At 71.1% G+C, this 19,086-nt stretch carries 19 protein-coding genes; 11 read left to right on the top strand and 8 right to left on the bottom strand.

Annotation, left to right across the window (positions count from 1 at the left end; all coding sequences use genetic code 11):
- Positions 1 to 14: 14 nt before the first annotated feature.
- From ACPCHZ_RS06670 to ACPCHZ_RS06695, 6 genes are all read left to right on the top strand, one after another.
- Positions 15 to 1,043, top strand: coding sequence for an ABC transporter ATP-binding protein (locus ACPCHZ_RS06670; protein ID WP_423484034.1), 1,029 nt, complete (start codon positions 15 to 17; stop codon positions 1,041 to 1,043).
- Positions 1,036 to 2,055 (top strand): ABC transporter ATP-binding protein, encoded by a 1,020-nt coding sequence (locus ACPCHZ_RS06675; RefSeq protein ID WP_423484035.1) that lies wholly within the window; start codon positions 1,036 to 1,038, stop codon positions 2,053 to 2,055. The genes ACPCHZ_RS06670 and ACPCHZ_RS06675 overlap by 8 nt, the downstream gene beginning before the upstream one ends.
- Positions 2,052 to 2,771, top strand: a complete 720-nt coding sequence (locus ACPCHZ_RS06680) for a sulfite exporter TauE/SafE family protein (RefSeq protein ID WP_423484036.1) — start codon at positions 2,052 to 2,054, stop codon at positions 2,769 to 2,771. Before ACPCHZ_RS06675 ends, ACPCHZ_RS06680 begins: the two co-directional genes overlap by 4 nt.
- An 11-nt stretch (positions 2,772 to 2,782) precedes the next feature.
- Positions 2,783 to 3,592 carry an IclR family transcriptional regulator gene (locus ACPCHZ_RS06685; RefSeq protein ID WP_423484037.1) on the top strand — a complete coding sequence of 270 codons (810 nt, stop codon included), beginning with the start codon at positions 2,783 to 2,785 and terminating at the stop codon, positions 3,590 to 3,592.
- 87 nt (positions 3,593 to 3,679) lie between these two features.
- Positions 3,680 to 5,026: a glucarate dehydratase gene (gudD, locus tag ACPCHZ_RS06690; protein WP_423484038.1), complete on the top strand. Its 1,347-nt coding sequence runs from the start codon at positions 3,680 to 3,682 to the stop codon at positions 5,024 to 5,026.
- 7 nt (positions 5,027 to 5,033) lie between these two features.
- Positions 5,034 to 5,999 (top strand): 2-hydroxyacid dehydrogenase, encoded by a 966-nt coding sequence (locus tag ACPCHZ_RS06695; protein WP_423484039.1) that lies wholly within the window; start codon positions 5,034 to 5,036, stop codon positions 5,997 to 5,999.
- 79 nt (positions 6,000 to 6,078) lie between these two features.
- Here ACPCHZ_RS06695 and alc read toward each other — a convergent pair whose 3' ends face one another.
- From alc to ACPCHZ_RS06710, 3 genes are all read right to left on the bottom strand, one after another.
- Positions 6,079 to 7,110: an allantoicase gene (gene alc, locus ACPCHZ_RS06700; RefSeq protein ID WP_423484040.1), complete on the bottom strand. Its 1,032-nt coding sequence runs from the start codon at positions 7,108 to 7,110 to the stop codon at positions 6,079 to 6,081.
- Positions 7,111 to 7,132: 22 nt separating this feature from the next.
- Positions 7,133 to 7,654 carry a 2-oxo-4-hydroxy-4-carboxy-5-ureidoimidazoline decarboxylase gene (locus ACPCHZ_RS06705; RefSeq protein ID WP_423484041.1) on the bottom strand — a complete coding sequence of 174 codons (522 nt, stop codon included), beginning with the start codon at positions 7,652 to 7,654 and terminating at the stop codon, positions 7,133 to 7,135.
- Between the two features lie 80 nt (positions 7,655 to 7,734).
- Positions 7,735 to 8,223 (bottom strand): inorganic diphosphatase, encoded by a 489-nt coding sequence (locus ACPCHZ_RS06710; RefSeq protein ID WP_264016181.1) that lies wholly within the window; start codon positions 8,221 to 8,223, stop codon positions 7,735 to 7,737.
- 159 nt (positions 8,224 to 8,382) lie between these two features.
- Here ACPCHZ_RS06710 and dacB point away from each other — a divergent pair, with 159 nt between their 5' ends.
- From dacB to tilS, 3 genes are read left to right on the top strand one after another with little or no spacing between them, the layout of a single operon-like run.
- Positions 8,383 to 9,771 (top strand): D-alanyl-D-alanine carboxypeptidase/D-alanyl-D-alanine endopeptidase, encoded by a 1,389-nt coding sequence (gene dacB / locus ACPCHZ_RS06715; protein WP_423484663.1) that lies wholly within the window; start codon positions 8,383 to 8,385, stop codon positions 9,769 to 9,771.
- Positions 9,768 to 10,817, top strand: a complete 1,050-nt coding sequence (locus ACPCHZ_RS06720; RefSeq protein ID WP_423484042.1) for a zinc-dependent metalloprotease — start codon at positions 9,768 to 9,770, stop codon at positions 10,815 to 10,817. The genes dacB and ACPCHZ_RS06720 overlap by 4 nt, the downstream gene beginning before the upstream one ends.
- Positions 10,796 to 11,764 carry a tRNA lysidine(34) synthetase TilS gene (gene tilS / locus ACPCHZ_RS06725; protein WP_423484043.1) on the top strand — a complete coding sequence of 323 codons (969 nt, stop codon included), beginning with the start codon at positions 10,796 to 10,798 and terminating at the stop codon, positions 11,762 to 11,764. The genes ACPCHZ_RS06720 and tilS overlap by 22 nt, the downstream gene beginning before the upstream one ends.
- Here tilS and ACPCHZ_RS06730 read toward each other — a convergent pair.
- Positions 11,761 to 12,093 (bottom strand): hypothetical protein, encoded by a 333-nt coding sequence (locus tag ACPCHZ_RS06730; RefSeq protein WP_423484044.1) that lies wholly within the window; start codon positions 12,091 to 12,093, stop codon positions 11,761 to 11,763. The genes tilS and ACPCHZ_RS06730 overlap by 4 nt on opposite strands.
- A gap of 105 nt (positions 12,094 to 12,198) precedes the next feature.
- On the opposite strand from ACPCHZ_RS06730, the gene hpt reads away from it, so the two are divergent.
- Together hpt and ACPCHZ_RS06740 are read left to right on the top strand one after the other, a co-directional pair.
- The gene (hpt, locus tag ACPCHZ_RS06735) at positions 12,199 to 12,840 is read left to right on the top strand and encodes a hypoxanthine phosphoribosyltransferase (protein ID WP_423484664.1); all 642 of its coding nucleotides are present in this window, start codon (positions 12,199 to 12,201) and stop codon (positions 12,838 to 12,840) included.
- A 3-nt stretch (positions 12,841 to 12,843) separates the two neighbouring features.
- Positions 12,844 to 15,063: a molybdopterin-dependent oxidoreductase gene (locus ACPCHZ_RS06740; protein WP_423484045.1), complete on the top strand. Its 2,220-nt coding sequence runs from the start codon at positions 12,844 to 12,846 to the stop codon at positions 15,061 to 15,063.
- Here ACPCHZ_RS06740 and ACPCHZ_RS06745 read toward each other — a convergent pair.
- The 4 genes from ACPCHZ_RS06745 to ACPCHZ_RS06760 are packed head-to-tail and all read right to left on the bottom strand — an operon-like array spanning position 15,060 to position 18,913.
- A complete protein-coding gene (locus ACPCHZ_RS06745) occupies positions 15,060 to 15,788 on the bottom strand; it encodes an SIMPL domain-containing protein (protein ID WP_423484046.1) in 729 nt (242 codons plus the stop codon). The genes ACPCHZ_RS06740 and ACPCHZ_RS06745 overlap by 4 nt on opposite strands.
- Before the next feature lie 16 nt (positions 15,789 to 15,804).
- Positions 15,805 to 16,821, bottom strand: a complete 1,017-nt coding sequence (locus tag ACPCHZ_RS06750; RefSeq protein ID WP_423484047.1) for a zinc-binding dehydrogenase — start codon at positions 16,819 to 16,821, stop codon at positions 15,805 to 15,807.
- A complete protein-coding gene (locus tag ACPCHZ_RS06755) occupies positions 16,821 to 18,008 on the bottom strand; it encodes an LLM class flavin-dependent oxidoreductase (RefSeq protein ID WP_423484048.1) in 1,188 nt (395 codons plus the stop codon). The genes ACPCHZ_RS06750 and ACPCHZ_RS06755 overlap by 1 nt, the downstream gene beginning before the upstream one ends.
- A complete protein-coding gene (locus tag ACPCHZ_RS06760) occupies positions 18,005 to 18,913 on the bottom strand; it encodes an alpha/beta fold hydrolase (RefSeq protein WP_423484665.1) in 909 nt (302 codons plus the stop codon). Before ACPCHZ_RS06760 ends, ACPCHZ_RS06755 begins: the two co-directional genes overlap by 4 nt.
- Between the last annotated feature and the right edge of the window lie 173 nt (positions 18,914 to 19,086).

A 19,086-nucleotide genomic window follows, 5' to 3' on the forward strand; every position in this document is an offset into this window, starting at 1 on the left:
AAGGGCGCCTCATCATGACCGCTGTCGCAGACCATCCGCCGCTCGACAAGGTCGACGCGGACCCGGCCCTGGAGGTCGACGGCCTGACCGTCGACATCCGCACCATCACCGGCACCGTCCGCGCCGTGGACGACGTGACGTTCTCCGCCCACCGCGGCGAGACTTTGGCGCTGCTCGGCGAATCCGGCTGCGGCAAGTCGATGACCGCCACCGCACTCGTCGGCCTGCTCGAACCCGTCGCCGAGGTGGTGGCCGGCTCCGCCCGCCTCGGCGACGCCGATCTGCTGGCTGTGGACCGCAAGACGCGGCGCAGGCTGGCGGGCACCGAGCTGGCGATCGTCTTCCAGGACGCGCTCACGGCGCTCAACCCGCTCTACACCGTGGGCACCCAGCTGTCGGAGCCGTTCCGCATCCACGAAGGAATGAGCGCCAAGGACGCCCGGCGCAAGGCGGTGGAGCTGATGGCGCGGGTCGGGATCCCGCAGCCGGAGTCGCGGCTGAACTCCTACCCGCACCAGTTCTCCGGTGGCATGCGGCAGCGGCTGCTGATCGCGATGGCCGTCGCGCTCAACCCGACCGTGCTGATCGCCGACGAGCCCACCACCGCGCTGGACGTCACCGTGCAGGCCCAGATCATGGCGCTGCTTCGCGACCTGCGCGCCGAGTTCCACATGGCGGTCGTCCTGATCACCCACGACCTCGCGCTGGTGGCCGAGGAGGCCGACCGGGTGGCGGTGATGTACGCCGGCAACATCGTCGAGACCGGGCCCGTCGCCGAGGTTTTCGCCGACCCGCGGCATCCCTACACCAAGGGGCTGCTCGACTCGGTGCCCGTCAACGCGGTCCGCGGCGAGGCGCTCAAGTCGATCGGCGGGGCGCCGCCGGACCTGCACTCGATTCCCGAGGGCTGCGTCTACCAGGCGCGCTGCCCGATCGCCCGCGACGTCTGCGTCACCACCCGCCCGGCACTCGAGGCCACCGGCACCGCCGGCTCCGGCCGCAAGGCGGCCTGCCACTTCCCGGAAGAGGTCCGAAATGCCTGACACCGCAACGGACGGCCGGCTACTGACCGTCCGCGATCTACGCAAGTCCTTCCGCGTGCCCGGCGGCGGCAAGAACCGGCTGACCGCGCTGGACGGGATCGACCTCCACCTGGCCCGCGGGGAGACGCTCGGCCTGGTCGGCGAATCAGGTTGCGGCAAATCGACTCTCGCCCGCACGCTGATGATGCTCGAACGGCCCGACTCGGGCACCGTGACCTTCGACGGCGTCGACCCGTTCGGGTTGCGCGGCAAGGACCTGCTGAAGTTCCGCCGCCGCGTGCAGATGGTGTTCCAGGATCCCTACGCGTCGCTGAACTCCCGCATGTCGGCGGGTGAACTCATCGCCGAGCCGTGGCGCACCCACAAGTCGCTTCACCCGAACCGCAAGGACCGCGACATGCGGGTGCGCGGCCTGCTCGACCTCGTCGGGCTGGGCGCCAAGGCCGCGGGCAAGTTCCCGCAGGAGTTCTCCGGCGGACAGCGCCAGCGCATCGGCATCGCCAGGGCGCTGGCGCTCGACCCGGACGTGATCATCTGCGACGAACCGGTGTCCGCGCTGGACCTGTCGGTGCAGGCGCAGGTGCTCAACCTGCTCAACGATCTGCAGGATCAGCTCGGCATCTCCTACGTCTTCATCAGCCACGATCTGTCGGTCGTCCGCCACGTGGCCGACCGGGTCGCGGTGATGTACCTCGGCCGCATCATCGAGAACGGTCCCACCGAGGCGGTGTTCGACCGGCCCACCCACCCGTACACGGCCGCGCTGATGTCAGCCGCGCCGAAGCTCGACGCCGCACAGCGCGGCGAGCGGATCCTGCTCAGCGGTGAGGTGCCCTCGCCGCTGAACCCGCCGTCGGGCTGCCGGTTCCGCACCAGGTGCTGGCGGGCCACCGACATCTGCGCCGAGCAGACGCCGCCCGTGGCCGCCGACCAGCGGGCCGACGGCCATACCGCGCTGTGCCACCACCCGCTGCAGTCCGAACAGAGCGGGTTGGCGACGATGTCGGCGTGAGTGTCGCCGCGTACTGCGTGATCGCCGCGGCGATCCTGTTGGCCTCGTGCATGCAGGGGTCGATCGGCTTCGGCATGGGGATGCTGGCCGCGCCGTTCGTGGCGCTCGTCGATCCGAGCCTGATTCCCGGGACGCTCATCATGCTCGCCACCCTCGTCACCATCCTGGTGGTCGCGCGCGAACACCAGCAGATCGATCTACAGGGCACCGGCTGGGCGCTGGCCGGCCGGGTCCCCGGAACGGTCGCCGGGGCGCTGCTGCTGGTGATGCTGCCGGACAAGGCACTCGCGCTCGTCCTCGCGGGCGTGGTCCTCGGCGGTGTGCTGCTGACCAGCGTCGGGTGGGCGCCGGTGCCGCACCGTCGCAACCTGGTGCTCGCCGGTGCGGCGTCCGGCGTGCTCGGCACCGCGACCGCGATCGGCGGCCCGCCGATGGCGCTGGTGTGGCAGAAGGTGACCGGCGCCAGGCTGCGCGGCACGATGAGCGGTTTCTTCCTGGTGGGGTCGGTGCTCTCCCTCGTGGTGCTCGCCGCCGGCGGGGAGATCGACCGGCATTCGGTGATGTCCTTCCTGCTGCTGAGCCCGGCGGTGGTGATCGGCTACCTGCTGTCCCGGCTGATGAACCGGGTGCTCGACCGGCAGCGGCAACGGTGGCTGGCGATCTCCGTCTCCGCGGTGGGCGCCGTCGTGCTGATCGTCCGTCAGATCACGGGATGAAGGGGGACGCGATGAGTGAGGGTGAACCGGTACGGGCGGCCGACCGCAGGGTGAAGTCCGCGGTGCGCACCGTCGAACTGCTCGAGTACCTGGCCGCCCGACCGGACCGGCCTGCCCGCATCCGCGACATCTGCGGTGCGCTCGACATGCCGCGCAGCAGCGCGCATGCCCTGCTGCGGACGCTGGTCGCACAGGGCTGGGTGCGCTCGGACCCGACGGGCAGCCAGTACGGCATCGGCGTCCGGGCGCTGCTCGTCGGCACCAGCTACCTCGACGCCGACCCGTACCTGCCGGTGATCGCGCCGTTTCTCGACGACCTGCGCAACGACCTCGACGAGACCTTCCACATCGGCAGGCTCGACGGCGGTGACGTGGTGTACCTCGCGACCCGCGAATCCCGCCAGTACGTCCGCACGTCGAACAAGGTCGGCCGCAGGCTGCCGGCCTACACCTGTGCGCTCGGCAAGGCGCTGCTCGCCGAGCGGTTCGGCGCCGAGCGCGACGCCCACATTCCGGCGGCGCTCTCGCCGCTCACCCCGCACACCATCACCGACCGGGCGGCGCTCGACGCGTCGCTGGAGGAGGCGCGGGTGCGCGGTTACGCGACCGAGTACGAGGAGAACACCCCTGGCGTGCGGTGTTTCGCCGTGCCGCTGCGCTACGTCACACCCGCGCAGGACGCCATCAGCGCGTCGGTGCCGCTGGAGCGGCTCACTGGCGAACGGGAACGCGAGATCGTCGACGCGTTGCGGATGGTCTGCGACAAGGTGTCCCGGGTGGTCCGGCCGCTGGTCAACGGCGATCGGTGGTTCGCCGGATGACTGGACCAACTGATGCGATACAGGCATTGGTCCATGCCCCATTGGTGTTGGACATGCATAGAACGGCGATCTTAGGGTGAGGACATCATGAGCGCGCAGAACCGCACCCCCGTCGTCAGCGAGATGAAGGTCGTGCCGATCGCCGGACACGACAGCATGCTGCTCAACCTCAGCGGCGCGCACGGGCCGTTCTTCACCCGGAACCTGTTGCTGCTCACCGACTCCGACGGCAACACCGGTGTCGGTGAGGTGCCCGGCGGCGAGCAGATCCGCCGCACACTCGAAGACGCCGCCCCGCTGGTGGTCGGCTCGTCGCTGGGCGCCTATCACGGGACACTCGCCGCGATCCGGAGCCGCTTCGCCGACCGCGACAGCGGCGGCCGCGGAGCGCAGACGTTCGACCTCCGCGTCACCGTGCACGCCGTCACGGCGGTCGAGTCGGCGCTGCTCGACCTGCTCGGCCAGTATCTCGACGTCCCGGTCGCGGCGCTGCTCGGCGACGGGCAGCAGCGGGACCGGGTGCAGGCGCTCGGCTACCTGTTCTTCGTGGGGGACCGCACCCGCACCGATCTCGCCTACCGGTCGGCCGCCGACGAGGACGCAGGCGCCGACGAGTGGCTGCGCATCCGCCACGACGAGGCGCTGACGCCCGAGGCGGTGGTCCGCCTGGCCGAGGCCGCCCGTGATCGCTACGGCTTCCGCGACTTCAAACTCAAAGGCGGTGTGCTGCCGGCACCCGACGAGGCCAAGGCCGTGATCGCCCTCGCCGACCGGTTCCCCGACGCGCGGATCACCCTCGACCCCAACGGTGGTTGGCTGCTGCAGGACGCCATCCGCACCTGCCGCGAACTGACCGACGTGCTGGCCTACGCCGAGGACCCCGTCGGACCCGAGGGCACGTTCTCCGGCCGCGAGGTGATGGCCGAGTTCAAGCGCGCCACCGGTCTGCCCACCGCCACCAACATGATCGCCACCGACTGGCGCGAGATGGGTCATGCGATCCGCACCGGCGCCGTGGACATCCCGCTGGCCGACCCGCACTTCTGGACCATGAACGGCTCGGTGCGCGTCGCGCAGCTGTGCGACGCCTGGGGACTGACCTGGGGATCGCACTCCAACAACCACTTCGACGTGTCGCTGGCGATGTTCACCCACGTGGCCGCCGCCGCACCCGGGGAGATCACCGCGATCGACACCCACTGGATCTGGCAGGACGGGCAGCGGATCACCAAGGAGCCGTTCACGATCGCCGACGGCTATCTGACGGTGCCGGGCCGTCCCGGCCTCGGCGTCGACATCGACCACGACGCCGTGGCCGCCGCCCACGAGCTGTACCTGAAGGAAGGCCTCGGCGCCCGCGACGATGCGGCGGCCATGCAGTTCCTCGTCCCGGGCTGGACCTTCGACAGCAAGCGCCCGGCGCTGCACCGGTGACGCGCCGATGAAGGTCGTCGTCGGCGACACCAACCTCGCCCCGCACCGGGATCGGTTCGACGCCGCACTGCCCGACGGGGTCGACGTGTGCTGGCCCGACGGTGCCGTGGCCGACGCACTGGGCGACGCCGACGTCTTCGTGGGCGGCCGGTTCACCGCGCAGCTGGCCGCCGCCGCCCCAAGACTGCGGCTGGTGCACGCCGCGGGCGCGGGTACCGACAAGATCGACTTCGACGCGTTGTCGCCGGACACGTTGGTGGCCAACACCTTCCATCACGAACAGTCGATGGCCGAATTCGTCGTCGCCGCATCGGTGATGCTGCGGCGCAACTTCCTCGAGCAGGACCGGGCGCTGCGCGCCGGCCGGTGGGCGACCTCGGTGTACGACCGCTCGATCGCCCAGCCCGCATCGCTGCAGGGCGCGAGGATCGGCTTCGTCGGCTTCGGCCACATCGGCCGCCGCAGCTGGGAGCTGTTCCGCGCGTTCGGCGCCGACGGCGCCGCCGTCACCGGTCGCGGCAACCTCGACGCGGCCGCCGAGGGACTGCGATGGGCAGCGGGCACCGACCGGCTCACCGACCTGATGGCCGAGTCCGACATCGTGGTCGTCTCGGCCCCGCTGACCGAGCAGACCGTCGGCATGGTGGGCGCCGCCGAACTCGCTGCCCTCGGGATGCACGGCGTGCTCATCAACGTCGGGCGCGGGCGGCTCGTCGTCGAACAGGATCTCTACGAAGCGCTTTCGTCTCAGGCGATCGCCGCCGCCGCCGTCGACGTCTGGTACCGGTACCCCGATGGCACCGGTTACGGCGCCCCGAGCGCGCTGCCGTTCGCCGACCTGCCGAACGTGCTGATGACGCCGCACTCCTCGGGGGTCACCCGCGACACCTTCATCGGCCGGGCCGACGACATCGCCGCCAACATCGGCAGGCTGCACCGCGGCGAACCGCTGCACAACCTCGTCGCCCGCTGAGGCTCGGCCCGCGAAAGCGCAGCGGTGGTCGTTGATTCGTGAGAATCGCAGCCGTCACTGCTATCTCGCGAGAACCCCGTCAGCCCGACAGGCTCCAGTTCTCGGCGACCCGCTGCAGGCCCTGCCCGGTGAGCCGACCGAACAGCCGCAGCCGCGCCATCCCGCCGTCGGGGAAGATGTCCAGCCGGGCCTGCGTGACCGGCCGGTCGTCGCCGATGACGAACCGGTGCCGGGTGTCGGGCTGCAACTCGGTGCGCGGCAGCAGTTCGAACCATTCGCCGTCGGGGTCGTCGCGCCCCCGCAGCGTGGCGGCACCCGGGGCGTTGCCGAGGAAGTAGGACGTGTCGAGTTCGGCGAAGTCGAGCACACCGTGGCCGCCTAGCTGGACCTGCACCCAGTCGTTGCCGGAGTCGCGGCGGCGTGAGGTCTCCCAGCCGTCGCCCATGTGCCGGGCGGTGCCGGGCAGCAGCAGATTGTTCGGCGAGCTGTAGAACATGTTGGAACACGCGGTGATCCGGCCGCCGTTCTCCAGCGCCGCCAGATCGAGCGGCAACTCCGCGTACTGCGGGTCCAGCAGGCCCTCGCCGTGCACCCGCAGCCGCGCCACCCCGCCGTCGGGGTAGATCGACAGCCGCACATGCGTCCACCGCCGGGATGTCGCCACCGGGAACAGGTTCCGGGTGTCGCCGTCGACGCCGGTGCGTTCGACGATCGTGGTCCAGTGCGTGTTCTCGACGAGTTCGGACACCGGCGGATGGCCGTACACGAACGCCGCCTCGACCGAGACCTCCGGCGGATAGTTCCCGGTGAAGCACGCCGTGTCGACCACCACCCCGCGCACGATCCCGGGGACCCCGAGCCGAACGATCGCCGCGTCGTGCGCGTCGGGGCCCGCGCCGCGCCGCCTACGGGTCTCCCACCCGTCGTAGACCTGCCCCTTGTGGCCGAACGTGGCGGGCCGGTACGACGCCGGGCCGGGGGTGATCAGGTTCTCCTTTTCGGCGAACAGGTCGTCGTTGGCCCACACCACCGCCCCGCCCGCAGAGCGGACGGCCAGATCGGGCAGCGAGAGGAAGTGTGCCTGCGACACGGGGCCTGCCGGGGTGCTCACGCACCGAGACTAGGCCAGTGACCTACCAGTTGTGGTAGCCGCCTTCGGGTCCCAGCATCCGTTCCAGGCGGCTGCGGTTGATGCGGGCGAGCTCGTTGCGCACCACCTTGCGCTCGGTGTCGACGTCGTTGTGCAGCCGGTCGGTCAGCGCGGCCAGCACCTCCGTCGCGCCGTAGCCGTTGACGTACATCACGAAGCTGAAGCCGAACTGCTGTTCGTAGGCGCGAGCCTGCGCGTCCAGCCGGGCCATCACCTCGGGCCGCTCGTCCCACACCGCGCACTGCTCACACCGTGATCGGGCGCTGCGTGGCCGCCGGCCGACGCTCGGATACGCCTGCAGGATCGCGTCGATCGACACCTCGGCCATCGCGAACAGCAGCTCGTCGGCATGCCGGAACAGTGCGTCGTGGTTTCGGTATGGCCGGTCGCGGGCCAGGTCGGCGGCCAGCGACACGCTGCCGCAGCACTCGTAGACGGCGTGCACCGCCCGGCGCTGCGGCATCGCGTTGTAGGCGTCGAGTCCGATGCCCTGGTGCATCAGCATGTGCCCCATGGTGAAGCGGCGATGGGGCGGTGGCGTTACGCCGTGTTACGGCCAGGCAAATTCCGTGGCGACGGGGCCGGTCAGTGGCCCTGGGCCTTGAAGCGTTCCACCGAACGCTGCACCTCGGCCTCGGCCTCCTCGCGGCCCACCCAGTTGGAGGCCTTCACGAACTTGCCCGGCTCGAGGTCCTTGTAGTGCACGAAGAAGTGCTCGATCGCCTTGAGTTCGAAGTCGTCGATGTCGCCGAGGTCGCGGATGTGCTCCCACCGCGGATCGCCGGCGGGCACGCACAGCACCTTGTCGTCGCCGCCGGCCTCGTCGGTCATCTGGAACATCGCGACCGGCCGGGCGTCCAGCGCCGCGCCGGGGAACAGCGACTCGGGCAGCAGCACCAGCGCGTCGAGCGGGTCGCCGTCCTCACCGAGGGTGTCCTCGATGAACCCGTAGTCGGTGGGGTAGCCGAAAGCGGTGTAGAGGTAGCGGTCGAGCTTGACCTTGCCGGTCTCGTGGTCGACCTCGTACTTGTTGCGCGACCCCTTGGGGATTTCGATGACGACCTCGAACTCCACGGCCCGGCTCCTTTGAACGTCGTTTGCGATTCGGGGCGTCGTGACGACGACGCGGGACAACCCTAATGGAGCGGATACCCTCGTTGATTAGGTGCCCGGGGGGTGCCTCGGGTGAGTTCCACCCGGGCGAGAGTGGCGAAGGCAGGAACCACGGACGTGATGCGGCCCGCGCGGTGGAAGCGCTCCACCCATGTGGTGATCGGGGCGGCGGTGCTGTTGCTGGTCGCCGCCGTCGTCGCCGTGGCCGGTGTGCTCACCGCGGGCCGCGGCGGAGAGGCCCAGGCCGCCAAACCGCTCCCCGCGCCGGTCACCGCCGACCCGGCGGTCAAGCCGGTCGCCGACGACGCGCCGCGGCCGACGTCGCGCGGGATGGCCGCCGCACTGGCCCGCGCGCTGGCCAACCCCGACCTCGGGAACTTCACCGGCCGCATCACCGACGCGCTCACCGGTGGCGAGGTGTGGGCCAGGGGCGCCGACATCCCGATGCAGCCGGCGTCGACGAACAAGACGCTCACCGCGGCCGCCGCGCTGCTGACCCTCGATCGGGAGGCCCGCCTCACCACCACCGTGGTCGCCGGCGATCAGCAGCGGGACCCCGGCCTGGTGGTGCTCAAGGGCGGCGGTGACCCGACCCTGTCGGCGGCGCCAGAGGGCACGGACACCTGGTACAAGGACGCGGCCCGGATCAGCGACCTCGCCGGTCAGGTGCGCCGCAGCGGCATCAACGTGAAGGCCGTACAGGTCGACGTCAGCGCGTACAGCGGGCCCGACATGGCCGTCGGCTGGGATCCGCTCGACATCCCCGGCGGCGACATCGCGCCGATGGCGCCGGTGATGCTCGACGCGGGCCGCACCCAGCCGGTCAGCGACGAGTCGCGGCGGTCCACCACTCCGGCGCTGGACGCCGGCCGTGCCCTCGCCGACGCGCTCGACATCGACCCGGCCGTCGTCCGGGTGCGGCCCACGGCCTACACCGGCGGCAGCCAGATCGCGGCCGTGCAGTCGCCGCCGCTGATGGAGAGGTTGCGCACGATGATGAACGCGTCGGACAACGTGATGGCCGAGGCCATCGGGCGTGAGGTCGCCGCCCAGATCGACGAGCCGCAGAGCTTCGACGGCGCGGCGCGGGCCGTCCTGGACCAGTTGGAGGACGCCGGTGTCGACACCCGCCGCGCCGTGCTGAAGGACTCCAGCGGGCTGTCCGTCGACGACCGGCTGACCGCGCTGACCCTGGACGGGGTCGTCACCGTCGCGGCCGGCGACGACGAGCCGAAGCTCCGCCCGCTGGTCGACCTGCTGCCGATCGCCGGTGGCAGCGGCACACTGTCGAACCGCTACCTCGACACCGACGAGGGCCGCGCCGCCGCGGGCTGGTTGCGCGCGAAGACCGGCTCGCTCACCGGAACCAATTCGCTGGCCGGCATCGTCACCGACGCCAGCGGTCGGGTGCTGACGTTCGCGCTGATGTCCAACAACGCCGGCCCCACCGGCCGCACCGCGCTCGACGCGTTCGCGGCCACCCTGCGCAGCTGCGGGTGCACCGGATGAGCGGCGCCGAGCTGACCGTCGGGCGCGCCGTCGACTGGCAGTTCGCCGCGAACGTCGGCGCGAAGCTGGCCCGGCCGGGCCCGGTCACCACCGACTACACCCGCCGCCAGGCGGTGGACCAGCTGGCCGCCGCGGCCCGCGAGGCCGAGCTGCCGGTGCGCGAGGTGACCGGACTGAACGAGGGGCAGGCCGTCACCGAGGCCCGCATCGTCGACCGCGCGCAGTGGGTCCGGGCGGCCACCGGATCCATGCGGGTGATGACCGGCGGCGGGGACGCGCCGCGGGGGTTCGTCTCCGGACACCTGACGGGCGCACAGACCGGGGCGGTGCTGGCGTTCATCTCGTCGGGCATTTTGGGTCAGTACGACCCGTTCGCCGCCGGCGGCGGTGAATTGCTGCTGGTGTGGCCGAACGTGATCGCCGTCGAGCGGCAGCTGCGGGTCTCACCCACCGACTTCCGGCTGTGGGTCTGCCTGCACGAGGTCACCCACCGGGTGCAGTTCCGGGCCAATCCGTGGCTGGCCGACCACATGTCGCAGTCCCTGGCCGTGCTCACCCAGGAAGCCGGTGAGGACGTCACCGAGGTGATCGGCCGGCTGGCCGAGTTCGTCCGGGCCCGGCGCAACGGGTCCGACGCGGACCAGGATCCGAACTCCACCGGGGTGATCGGGCTGATGCGCGCCATGCAGGGCGAGCCGCAGCGCGAGGCGATGGACCGGCTGCTGGTGCTCGGCACGCTGCTCGAAGGACATGCCGACCACGTGATGGACGCCGTCGGGCCGAAGGTGGTGCCGTCGGTGGCCACCATCCGGCGCCGGTTCGACGAACGGCGCACACGCAAGCAGCCGCCGTTGCAACGGGTGGTGCGGGCGCTGCTCGGGGTGGACGCGAAGATGAGCCAGTACACCCGCGGCAAGGCGTTCGTCGACCACGTCGTCGGCCGGGTCGGGATGGCACGCTTCAACACCGTCTGGTCCGGACCCGACACGCTGCCGTTGCCCGCCGAGATCGACGAGCCGCAACGATGGATCGACCGGGTGCTGTAGCCGCCTTGCGGGCGGCGGTCGCGGCCTTCGCGGCCACGTACGCGACCGGCGACGAGCGGTGGTGCGTCGCCCTGTCGGGTGGTCCCGACTCGCTGGCGCTGACGGCGGCGGCCGCCGAACTGAGGCCGACCACGGCGCTGATCGTCGACCACCGGCTGCAACCCGATTCCGCGCGGATCGCCGACACCGCCCGTGAACAGGCGCTGCGCCTGGGGTGCCTCGGCGCACAGGTGCTTCGCGTCGACGTCGGCGCCGTGGGCGGACCGGAAGCGGCCGCACGATCGGCGCGCTACGCAGCGCTGGAGGCAGCTCGTGACGCGGCGCCGGTGCTGCTCGGCCACACCCTCGACGACCAGGCCGAGACGGTGCTGCTCGGTCTCGGCAGAGGCTCCGGTGCTCGTTCGATCGCCGGGATAAGGCCGTCTGACCCACCGTGGTACCGCCCGCTGCTCGCGGTCCGCCGGGCCACCACCGTGGCGGCATGCTCCGAACTGGGGCTCACCCCGTGGCAGGACCCGCACAACACCGACCCCCGCTTCACCCGCAACCGGCTGCGCGCCGAGGTGTTGCCGCTGCTGGAGGACGTCCTCTCCGGCGGTGTCGCCGAAGCGCTGGCCCGCACCGCCACCGCCCTGCGCGAGGACAACGACGCGCTGGACGACTTGGCCCGCGACAGCCTCGATGCGGTGGTCACCGACGACGGACTGAGCACGGACGGACTGGCCGTCCTCCCGGAGGCGATCAGACGAAGGGTGATCCGGCTGTGGCTGCTGGCCGGCGGGGCCCGTGGGCTCACCGACAGGCAGATCCGTGGGGTCGACGCTCTGGTCACCGGCTGGCGGGGGCAGGGCGGCGTCGCGGTCGGGTCCTCGCTACCGGCGCAACGGCTGGTCGCGGGGCGTCACGACGGTGCGCTGACCCTGCGCGCCGAACCGGTCAGTCGTTAGCGCTGTAAGAAGTCGAAGGGGCCGACGGGCGACGGCTCACCCTCCACGATTCGCCATCCCACCTGGACCTGCCCGTTGGTCGCGCCGGTGCGACCGGCGAAACCCTCGAAATAGGTGTGGCAGACGTTCATGTCCCACTTGACGTCGGGTTGCAGGCCCCAGCCGCCGACGGGCAGCGGCTGTCCGGGGCACCACACCCGGCTGCACATGCTCAGCGAGTTGCACTTGGCTTGGGCGATGCCGGGCGTCAGCGCGACGCCGGTGAGGGCGAGTCCGCCCGCGAGCACGGCGCCTGCGAGAAACCGGGTGCCCATCTTGTGAGTGGTCATGTGCGTCCTCTTCTCTCCTGCGCCACACCGTGCGGCGTCGTTGAGACAAGCTGACCCGACCCGCTCGGCTACCGATCCCAAAAATAACGGCCGGACTGCGGGACGATCCCGCTTTTCGACCCCCTTGCGCTGGTCGGCGGCCCCGGCTTCTGGCACGCTGTGGGCGTGTCTGCGCAATCAGCCGATTTGTATCCCGGGGACATCAAGTCGGTGCTGCTGTCCGAACAGCAGATCCAGGAGCGCACGGCCGAACTCGGCGCGCTGATCGCCGAGAAGTACCGCGACCACATCGGCCCCGACGGGCAGGACCTTCTGCTGGTGACGGTGCTCAAGGGCGCGGTCATGTTCGTCACCGACCTGGCCCGGTCGATCCCGCTGCCCACCCAGCTCGAATTCATGGCCGTCAGCTCCTACGGCTCGTCGACGTCGTCGTCGGGCGTGGTGCGCATCCTCAAGGACCTCGACCGCGACATCAACGACCGCGACGTGCTGATCGTCGAGGACATCGTCGACTCCGGGCTGACGCTGTCCTGGCTGCTGCGCAACCTGGCCCAGCGCAGGCCGCGCTCCCTGAACGTGTGCACACTGCTGCGCAAACCCGACGCCGTGCGCGCCGACGTCGAGATGGCCTACGTCGGTTTCGACATCCCGAACGAGTTCGTGGTCGGCTACGGCCTGGACTACGCCGAGCGGTACCGCGACCTGCCCTACATCGGCACGCTCGACCCGAAGGTCTACGAGGTCTAGACGATGACCGGCACCGCACTCCGGATCTGCCCGCTGTGCGAAGCCACCTGTGGACTGACGCTGACCGTCGACGACGGAGTCGTCACCGCTGCCCGCGGCGACCGCGCCGACGTGTTCAGCGCCGGCTACCTGTGCCCGAAGGGCGCCGGCTTCCCCGAACTGGACAACGACCCCGACCGGCTCACCGCGCCGCTGGTACGGCGCGACGGCGAACTGGTCGAGACCACCTGGGCCGAGGCGTTCGCGGAGGTCGCCGACAGGCTGGGCGCGGTGCTGCGCGAGCACGGCGGCCCGTCGGTCGCGGTGTACTTCGGCAACCCGAGTGCGCACAGCATCGCGGGCGCGCTCTACGTCCCGTTGCTCGTCAAGGCGCTCGGCACCCGCCAGGTGTACTCGGCGAGCACGCTCGACCAGATGCCCAAGCACGTCTCGGTCGGCCACCTGTTCGGCAATCCGATCGCGTTCCCGGTGCCCGACCTCGACCGCACCGACCACCTGGTGATCATCGGCGCCAACCCGCTGGTGTCCAACGGAAGTGTCACCACCGCAGCCGATTTCGGCGGCAAGCTCAAGGCGCTGCGCAAGCGGGGCGGAACGCTGACCGTCATCGACCCGGCGCGCACCCGCACCGCCGAACTCGCCGACCGCCACCTCGCGCCGCGCCCGGGCACCGACGCCGCACTGCTGATGGCCGTGGTGCACGTGCTGTTCGACGAGGAGCTGACGACCCCCGGGCCGGACGGTCTGGTCGCCGGCGTCGACGACGTCCGCGCGCTGGCCGCCGACTTCGCACCGGAGGTCGTCGCCGCGCACTGCGGCGTGGCCGCCGACGAGATCCGCGCGCTGGCCCGCGACATCGCCGCCGCACCGAGCGCCGCCGTGTACGGCCGCCTCGGCACCTCGACCGTCGAATTCGGCACCCTCGCCAGCTGGCTCGTCGACGTGATCAACATCCTCACCGGCAACCTCGACCGGCCCGGCGGGGCGATGTTCCCGCAGTCGCCGGTGTCCTCGGCGCCGCGGCCGCACCGGCCGGGCCGCGGCTTCCGCACCGGCCGCTGGCACAGCCGGGTGTCGGGGCATCCCGAGGCGCTGTCCGAGCTGCCCGCCACCGCGCTGGCCGAGGAGATCGAGACGCCGGGCGACGGCCAGGTGCGGGCGTTGATCACCGTGGCGGGCAACCCGGTGCTGTCCGCCCCTGACGGCGACCGGTTGAGCCGCGCCCTCGACGGCCTCGGCTTCATGATCTCGATCGACCCGTATCTCAACGAGACCACCCGGCACGCCGACGTCATCCTGCCGCCACCGCCGCCGTCGCGGACCGCCCACTTCGACGTCGCGCTGAACAACCTGGCGGTCCGCAACACCGCGCGGTACTCGCCGCCCGCGCTGCCCCTGCCCGACGGCAGGCCCGGCGAAGTCGAGATCGTGGCCCGGCTGGCGCTGATCCTCCACGGGATGGCGCCCGACGGCGACCCCGGACTCGTCGACGACCAGGTCATCGCGACCACGCTGGGCAGGGAGACCGCCGACCCCGACTCCCCGGTCGCGGGCCGTGACGCCGCCGAGCTGACCGCGATGCTGACAGCCGGCCCGGGTTACGAACGGCGCCTCGACATGATGTTGCGCCTCGGCCCCTACGGCGACGCGTTCGGCTCCCGGCCCGGCGGGCTGACCCTCGACACGCTCAAGGCGAACCCGCACGGCGTCGACCTCGGGCCGCTGCGGCCGCGACTGACCGAGGTGCTGCGCACCCCGTCGGGCAAGGTGGAACTCGCTCCCGAGCCGTTCGCCGCCGACGTCGGCCGGCTGCTGGACTCGCTGCAACGCCGCGACGCTCCGTTCGTCCTGATCGGCCGCAGGCACCTGCGCTCCAACAACAGCTGGATGCACAACCTGCCCGCGCTGGCCGGCGGCACCAACCGCTGCACGCTGCAGATCCACCCGGCCGACGCCGCCGAACTCGGGCTCACCGGCGCCGCGGTGATCAAAGGGCCCGGCGGCGAGGTGGAGGCGCCGGTCGAGATGTTCGACGGACTGCGCCGGGGTGTCGTGTCGCTACCGCACGGCTGGGGTCACGACGTGCTCGGCACCCGGCTGACCGTCGCCGCCGCGCGGCCGGGCGTCAACGTCAACCGGCTCAACGACGGTGCGCTGCTCGACCGGCTGTCGGGAACCGCGGTGCTCAACGGCATCCCGGTCGACATCAGCCCTGCCGGCTAGGACAGCTCCCACACCGCGGTCACCGTGAAGCCGACGGACTGCTGACCCGGCTCCAGCGGCACCGACTCCATGGCCGCCCGCGGCGCCTGCATCGGCACCGGCGGCGTCTCGCCGGCCAGCTCGGAGATCGAGATCACGTCGCCGAGGTCGAGTCCCGACAGGCCGGCGTACTGCTCGGCGCGGCTCTTGGCGTCCTCGAACGCCCGCGCCCGCGCGTCGCGAATGAGCTGCGAGTCGTCCTCGATCGAGTAGTTCACCGAGTTGATCCGCGCGGCGTCGCCGCCGGTGCTGACGATGAGCGCCAGCACCTGCGACGCCTTACCCAGGTCGCGGATCTTGACGTCGAGCGAGTTGCTGGCCCGGTAGCCGGCGATGGCGACGCTGTCCGGGCCGAACTGCGGCTGCAGGCTGACCTGCGTGGTGTTGATGTCCTTGCGCTCGATCCCGGCGTCGACCAAGGCGTTGATGACGGCCTGCTGCCGGTCGCTGGACTGGTTCATCGCGGCGGTGACGTCGGGCGCGATGAACTCCATGGAGACGTTGGCGGTCAACAGGTCCGGGGTGCCCTGCACCTGACCTTCGCCGACCACGGTGACCTGACGGGAGTCGGTGTTCGCCGGGGCGGCGGGGCCTGCCGTGGCGTCGCAGGCCGACAGCGCTCCGACGGTCAGCGCGGCGACGGCGAGGGTGGTCAGCAGGTTCTTCGCGCGGGCGGCGATCGGCATGCCTGGCACCCTACCGTCAGGGTGTCACGAGGATTTTGCAGTGCTGGTCGGGGTGCGCCAGGTCGTCGAACGCGGCGCCGACCGCGTCGAGTGGCACCTCGCCGGTGATCAGCGGGGCCACGTCGATGGCGCCTTCAGCGATGGCGCGCAGGGATTCCGCGAACTCGGCGGGCTCGTAGGCGAAGACGAACTGAATGGCGATCTCCTTGGCGGCGGCGAAGAACGGCAGCATGGTGTCGGGTTCCATGCACACTCCGGCGACCACCAGCCGGGTGCGCGCCGGCGCGCGGCGCAGCACGTCGTTGATGATGCCGGGTGCGCCGACGGCCTCGAACACCACCGTGGGGGCGACCGTGTCGAACGGCGACTCCTGTGCCGGGTCGACGGTCTCGTGGGCGCCGACGGTCGCCGCGAGTTCGCGGCGCTTCGCCGAGAAGTCCGACCCGACAATGTGTTCCACGCCGCGGTGGCGCAGGGCCGCGATGATCGCCACGCCGATCGGCCCGCACCCCAGCACCAGCGCGGTGTCACCCGGCGCGATCGCCGACCTGTTCACCGCGTGCAGGCCGACCGCCATCGGCTCGGTGAGTGCGGCATGCCGCGGGTCGAGCCCATTGGGCACCGGCAGCAGCAGCGGCGCCGAGAGCAGCATACGTTCGGCGTAGCCGCCGATCGTGTTGTTGGAGTAGATGATCGGCTCGACACCCGTACCGGACAGCAGCACCGGGATGGATGTGACCACGGTGCCAGGGGCGGGCGCGTCGGTGTCCGGACCGGCTTCGAGGACCTCGGCGCTGAACTCGTGGCCCATGTAGACGTCGGCGGCCAGATCCAGTGGCGCGCCGCCCAGTGGTGAGCCCTGCATCTGGGCGCCCAGCTCGAGCACGGTCGGGCCGTGCTGGGCGAAATGCAGGTCGGAGCCGCAGATCCCGCATGCCTTCACCGCGACGAGCACCTGCCCGGGCCCGGGCACCGGGTCGGCGACGCCGTCGCGCACCACCATGCGGCCGTCGCGCAGCACCGACGCCCGCATCAGCCCTTGGCCTGTTGCTCGTCGGTGTGCGCGGTGATGGCGTTCACGATCGCCTGGCCGGCGCTGCCGAGCAGTTGGTCGCGCATGCCCTTCGCCCACTCGTGCGACGCCTGCGGCGCGGTCAGCTGACCCTTGAAGTGCGGCATCACTTTCCGGGCGAACAACTCGTAGGAGTGGTACGTCGCCTCCGGGTCGGCCCAGTCGTGTCCCAGCAGCAGCAGCGTGCCGAAGCCGCCGGACTGCTCGAGCAGGCCGGTGATGTACTCGATCGCGTCGTCCGGGGTGCCGATGCAGCAGTTGCCTCCCGCGGCGTACTCGGCGACGAACTCCCGCGGCGTCTGTTGTTCACCCTCGACGGTGTTGGAGAGCGGGACGAAGCCCGCGGCGCCGAAGTAGTTCGCGAAGTCCTGCAGCCCGTAGGTGCAGTCCTCGATGGCCTGCTCGCGGGTGTCGGCGAGGTGGAAGATGCCCAGCACCCGCCAGCCCGACCGGTCGGGGGTGTCGCGGCCTGCCTTGGCCGCCTGCTCGGTGACCACCTGCCAGGTGTTCTCGAGCGCGGCGAAGCCGCCGGGCACCGACATCGACAGCGACAGCAGCGACGTGCCGTGCTGCCCGGCCAGCCGGGGCCCCGACGGCGAGACCATCGCCGCGGTGGAGATCTCGGGGTACGGCCAGGTGTAGGGCCGGATGTGCAACTGGGCGTCGCGCAGCGTGAACCAGTCGGTCTCGCGGGTGATGCGCTCGTCGGGTCCGGCGCGGAACAGAGCGAGGATCGCTTCGAGCGACTCCTGCATCATCCGGCGCTGGTCCACCGGGTCGATGCCCATCATGTAGGCGTCCGACGGCAGGGCGCCCGGCCCCGTGCCGAACACGACTCGGCCGCGGGTCATGTGGTCGAGCAGCACCCAGCGGTCGGCGACCATCAGCGGGTGGTGGTAGGGCAGCGACACCACGCCGGTGCCGAGCCTGATGTGTTTGGTGCGCTCGGCCGCCGCGGCGATGAACACCTCGGGGCAGGCGATCAGCTCGTAGCCGCCGGAGTGGTGCTCGCCGAACCACACCTCGTCGTAGCCGAGCCGGTCGAGCGCCACGGTGCGCTCGAGGTCGTATTCGAGGGCCACGGTGGGGGACTGGCCGACGGGGTGGAACGGCGTGATGAAGACGCCGAAGTTCAGGGGACGGTTCACGGCAGACCTCCGAGGAATTCGAGCAGGGCGGTGTTGACCTCGTCGGCGCGTTCCTGTTGCAGCCAGTGGCCTGCGCCGTCGAGCAGAATCTCGCGGTACGGGCCGGTGACCACGTCGCCGATGCGGTCGCGGGGGGTGAAGGACAGCACCGGATCGGCGGTGCCCGCGATGAACAGGGTCGGCACCCCGATCGTGGTCGCCGGGGTGTCCGCGGTGATCTCCCAGTTGCGGTCGAAGTTGCGGTACCAGTTCAGCCCGCCGGTGAAACCGGTGCGGGTGAACTCCGCGACGTAGTGCTCGACCTCCTCGGCGGTGATCCACGCCGGGATGCCGTCCGGCTCCGGGAGGCGGTCCAGGAATCCTCGCCGGTCCTGTGTCGCCATGTCGACCAGCGCGGTCCCCTCGGCGGGGTTGTTCAGCCCGCCCAGCATGCGCCGTATCGTCCGGCGCGGGTTCTCGTTCAACTCGGTGTCGGCGGGGCCGACGTCCTGGAAGTAGAGGATGTAGAAGAAGTTGTCGGCGAAGATCTTGCGCCAGATCTGGGTGGGCGGCCTCGACGAGCGCGGCACCGGCGGCGCGCTCATGGCCACCACTGCAAACACCCGGTCGGGGTGCAGCAGCGCGGTGTGGCTCACCACGGGAGAGCCCCAGTCGTGGCCGACGAACACCGCGGTGTCGGCGCCGACGTCGTCGAGCAGCCCGATCAGGTCGCCGCTGAGATGGACGATGTCGTAGTCCTGCACGTCCGCCGGCCGCGACGACCCGCCGTACCCCCGTTGATCGGGCGCCAATACGTGATAACCCGCGGCGGCCAGCACCGGGATCTGACGGCGCCAGGAGAAGGCCAGTTCGGGGAAGCCGTGCGCCAGCACCACCACCGGGGCGCCACGCTCACCGGCCTCCATCACCCGCAGCCGGACTCCGTTGGTGTCGACGAGACGTTCGGCCGGGGTGGTTGCGTCGGTGCCCACCGGCTCACCCAAGCACACGGGCGGCGGGCAGCGGAAGGCTTCTGGCGACGTGTGTAGCCAGAATCCTCGCGAAGTCACCCGTCGGCCGTCGGGAACTTCCGCACGTT

Source organism: Mycobacterium sp. NPDC050041 (assembly GCF_049541695.1).
Taxonomy (GTDB): domain Bacteria; phylum Actinomycetota; class Actinomycetes; order Mycobacteriales; family Mycobacteriaceae; genus Mycobacterium.

Coding starts and splice junctions, on each gene's coding strand:
- ACPCHZ_RS06670 (WP_423484034.1), top strand. CDS start 15: ATGACCGCTGTCGCAGACCATCCGCCGCTCGACAAGGTCGACGCGGAC.
- ACPCHZ_RS06675 (WP_423484035.1), top strand. CDS start 1,036: ATGCCTGACACCGCAACGGACGGCCGGCTACTGACCGTCCGCGATCTA.
- ACPCHZ_RS06685 (WP_423484037.1), top strand. CDS start 2,783: ATGAGTGAGGGTGAACCGGTACGGGCGGCCGACCGCAGGGTGAAGTCC.
- gudD (WP_423484038.1), top strand. CDS start 3,680: ATGAGCGCGCAGAACCGCACCCCCGTCGTCAGCGAGATGAAGGTCGTG.
- ACPCHZ_RS06695 (WP_423484039.1), top strand. CDS start 5,034: ATGAAGGTCGTCGTCGGCGACACCAACCTCGCCCCGCACCGGGATCGG.
- ACPCHZ_RS06705 (WP_423484041.1), bottom strand. CDS start 7,654: ATGCTGATGCACCAGGGCATCGGACTCGACGCCTACAACGCGATGCCG.
- dacB (WP_423484663.1), top strand. CDS start 8,383: ATGCGGCCCGCGCGGTGGAAGCGCTCCACCCATGTGGTGATCGGGGCG.
- ACPCHZ_RS06720 (WP_423484042.1), top strand. CDS start 9,768: ATGAGCGGCGCCGAGCTGACCGTCGGGCGCGCCGTCGACTGGCAGTTC.
- tilS (WP_423484043.1), top strand. CDS start 10,796: ATGGATCGACCGGGTGCTGTAGCCGCCTTGCGGGCGGCGGTCGCGGCC.
- ACPCHZ_RS06730 (WP_423484044.1), bottom strand. CDS start 12,093: ATGACCACTCACAAGATGGGCACCCGGTTTCTCGCAGGCGCCGTGCTC.
- ACPCHZ_RS06740 (WP_423484045.1), top strand. CDS start 12,844: ATGACCGGCACCGCACTCCGGATCTGCCCGCTGTGCGAAGCCACCTGT.
- ACPCHZ_RS06745 (WP_423484046.1), bottom strand. CDS start 15,788: ATGCCGATCGCCGCCCGCGCGAAGAACCTGCTGACCACCCTCGCCGTC.
- ACPCHZ_RS06750 (WP_423484047.1), bottom strand. CDS start 16,821: ATGCGGGCGTCGGTGCTGCGCGACGGCCGCATGGTGGTGCGCGACGGC.
- ACPCHZ_RS06760 (WP_423484665.1), bottom strand. CDS start 18,913: ATGGAGGCCGGTGAGCGTGGCGCCCCGGTGGTGGTGCTGGCGCACGGC.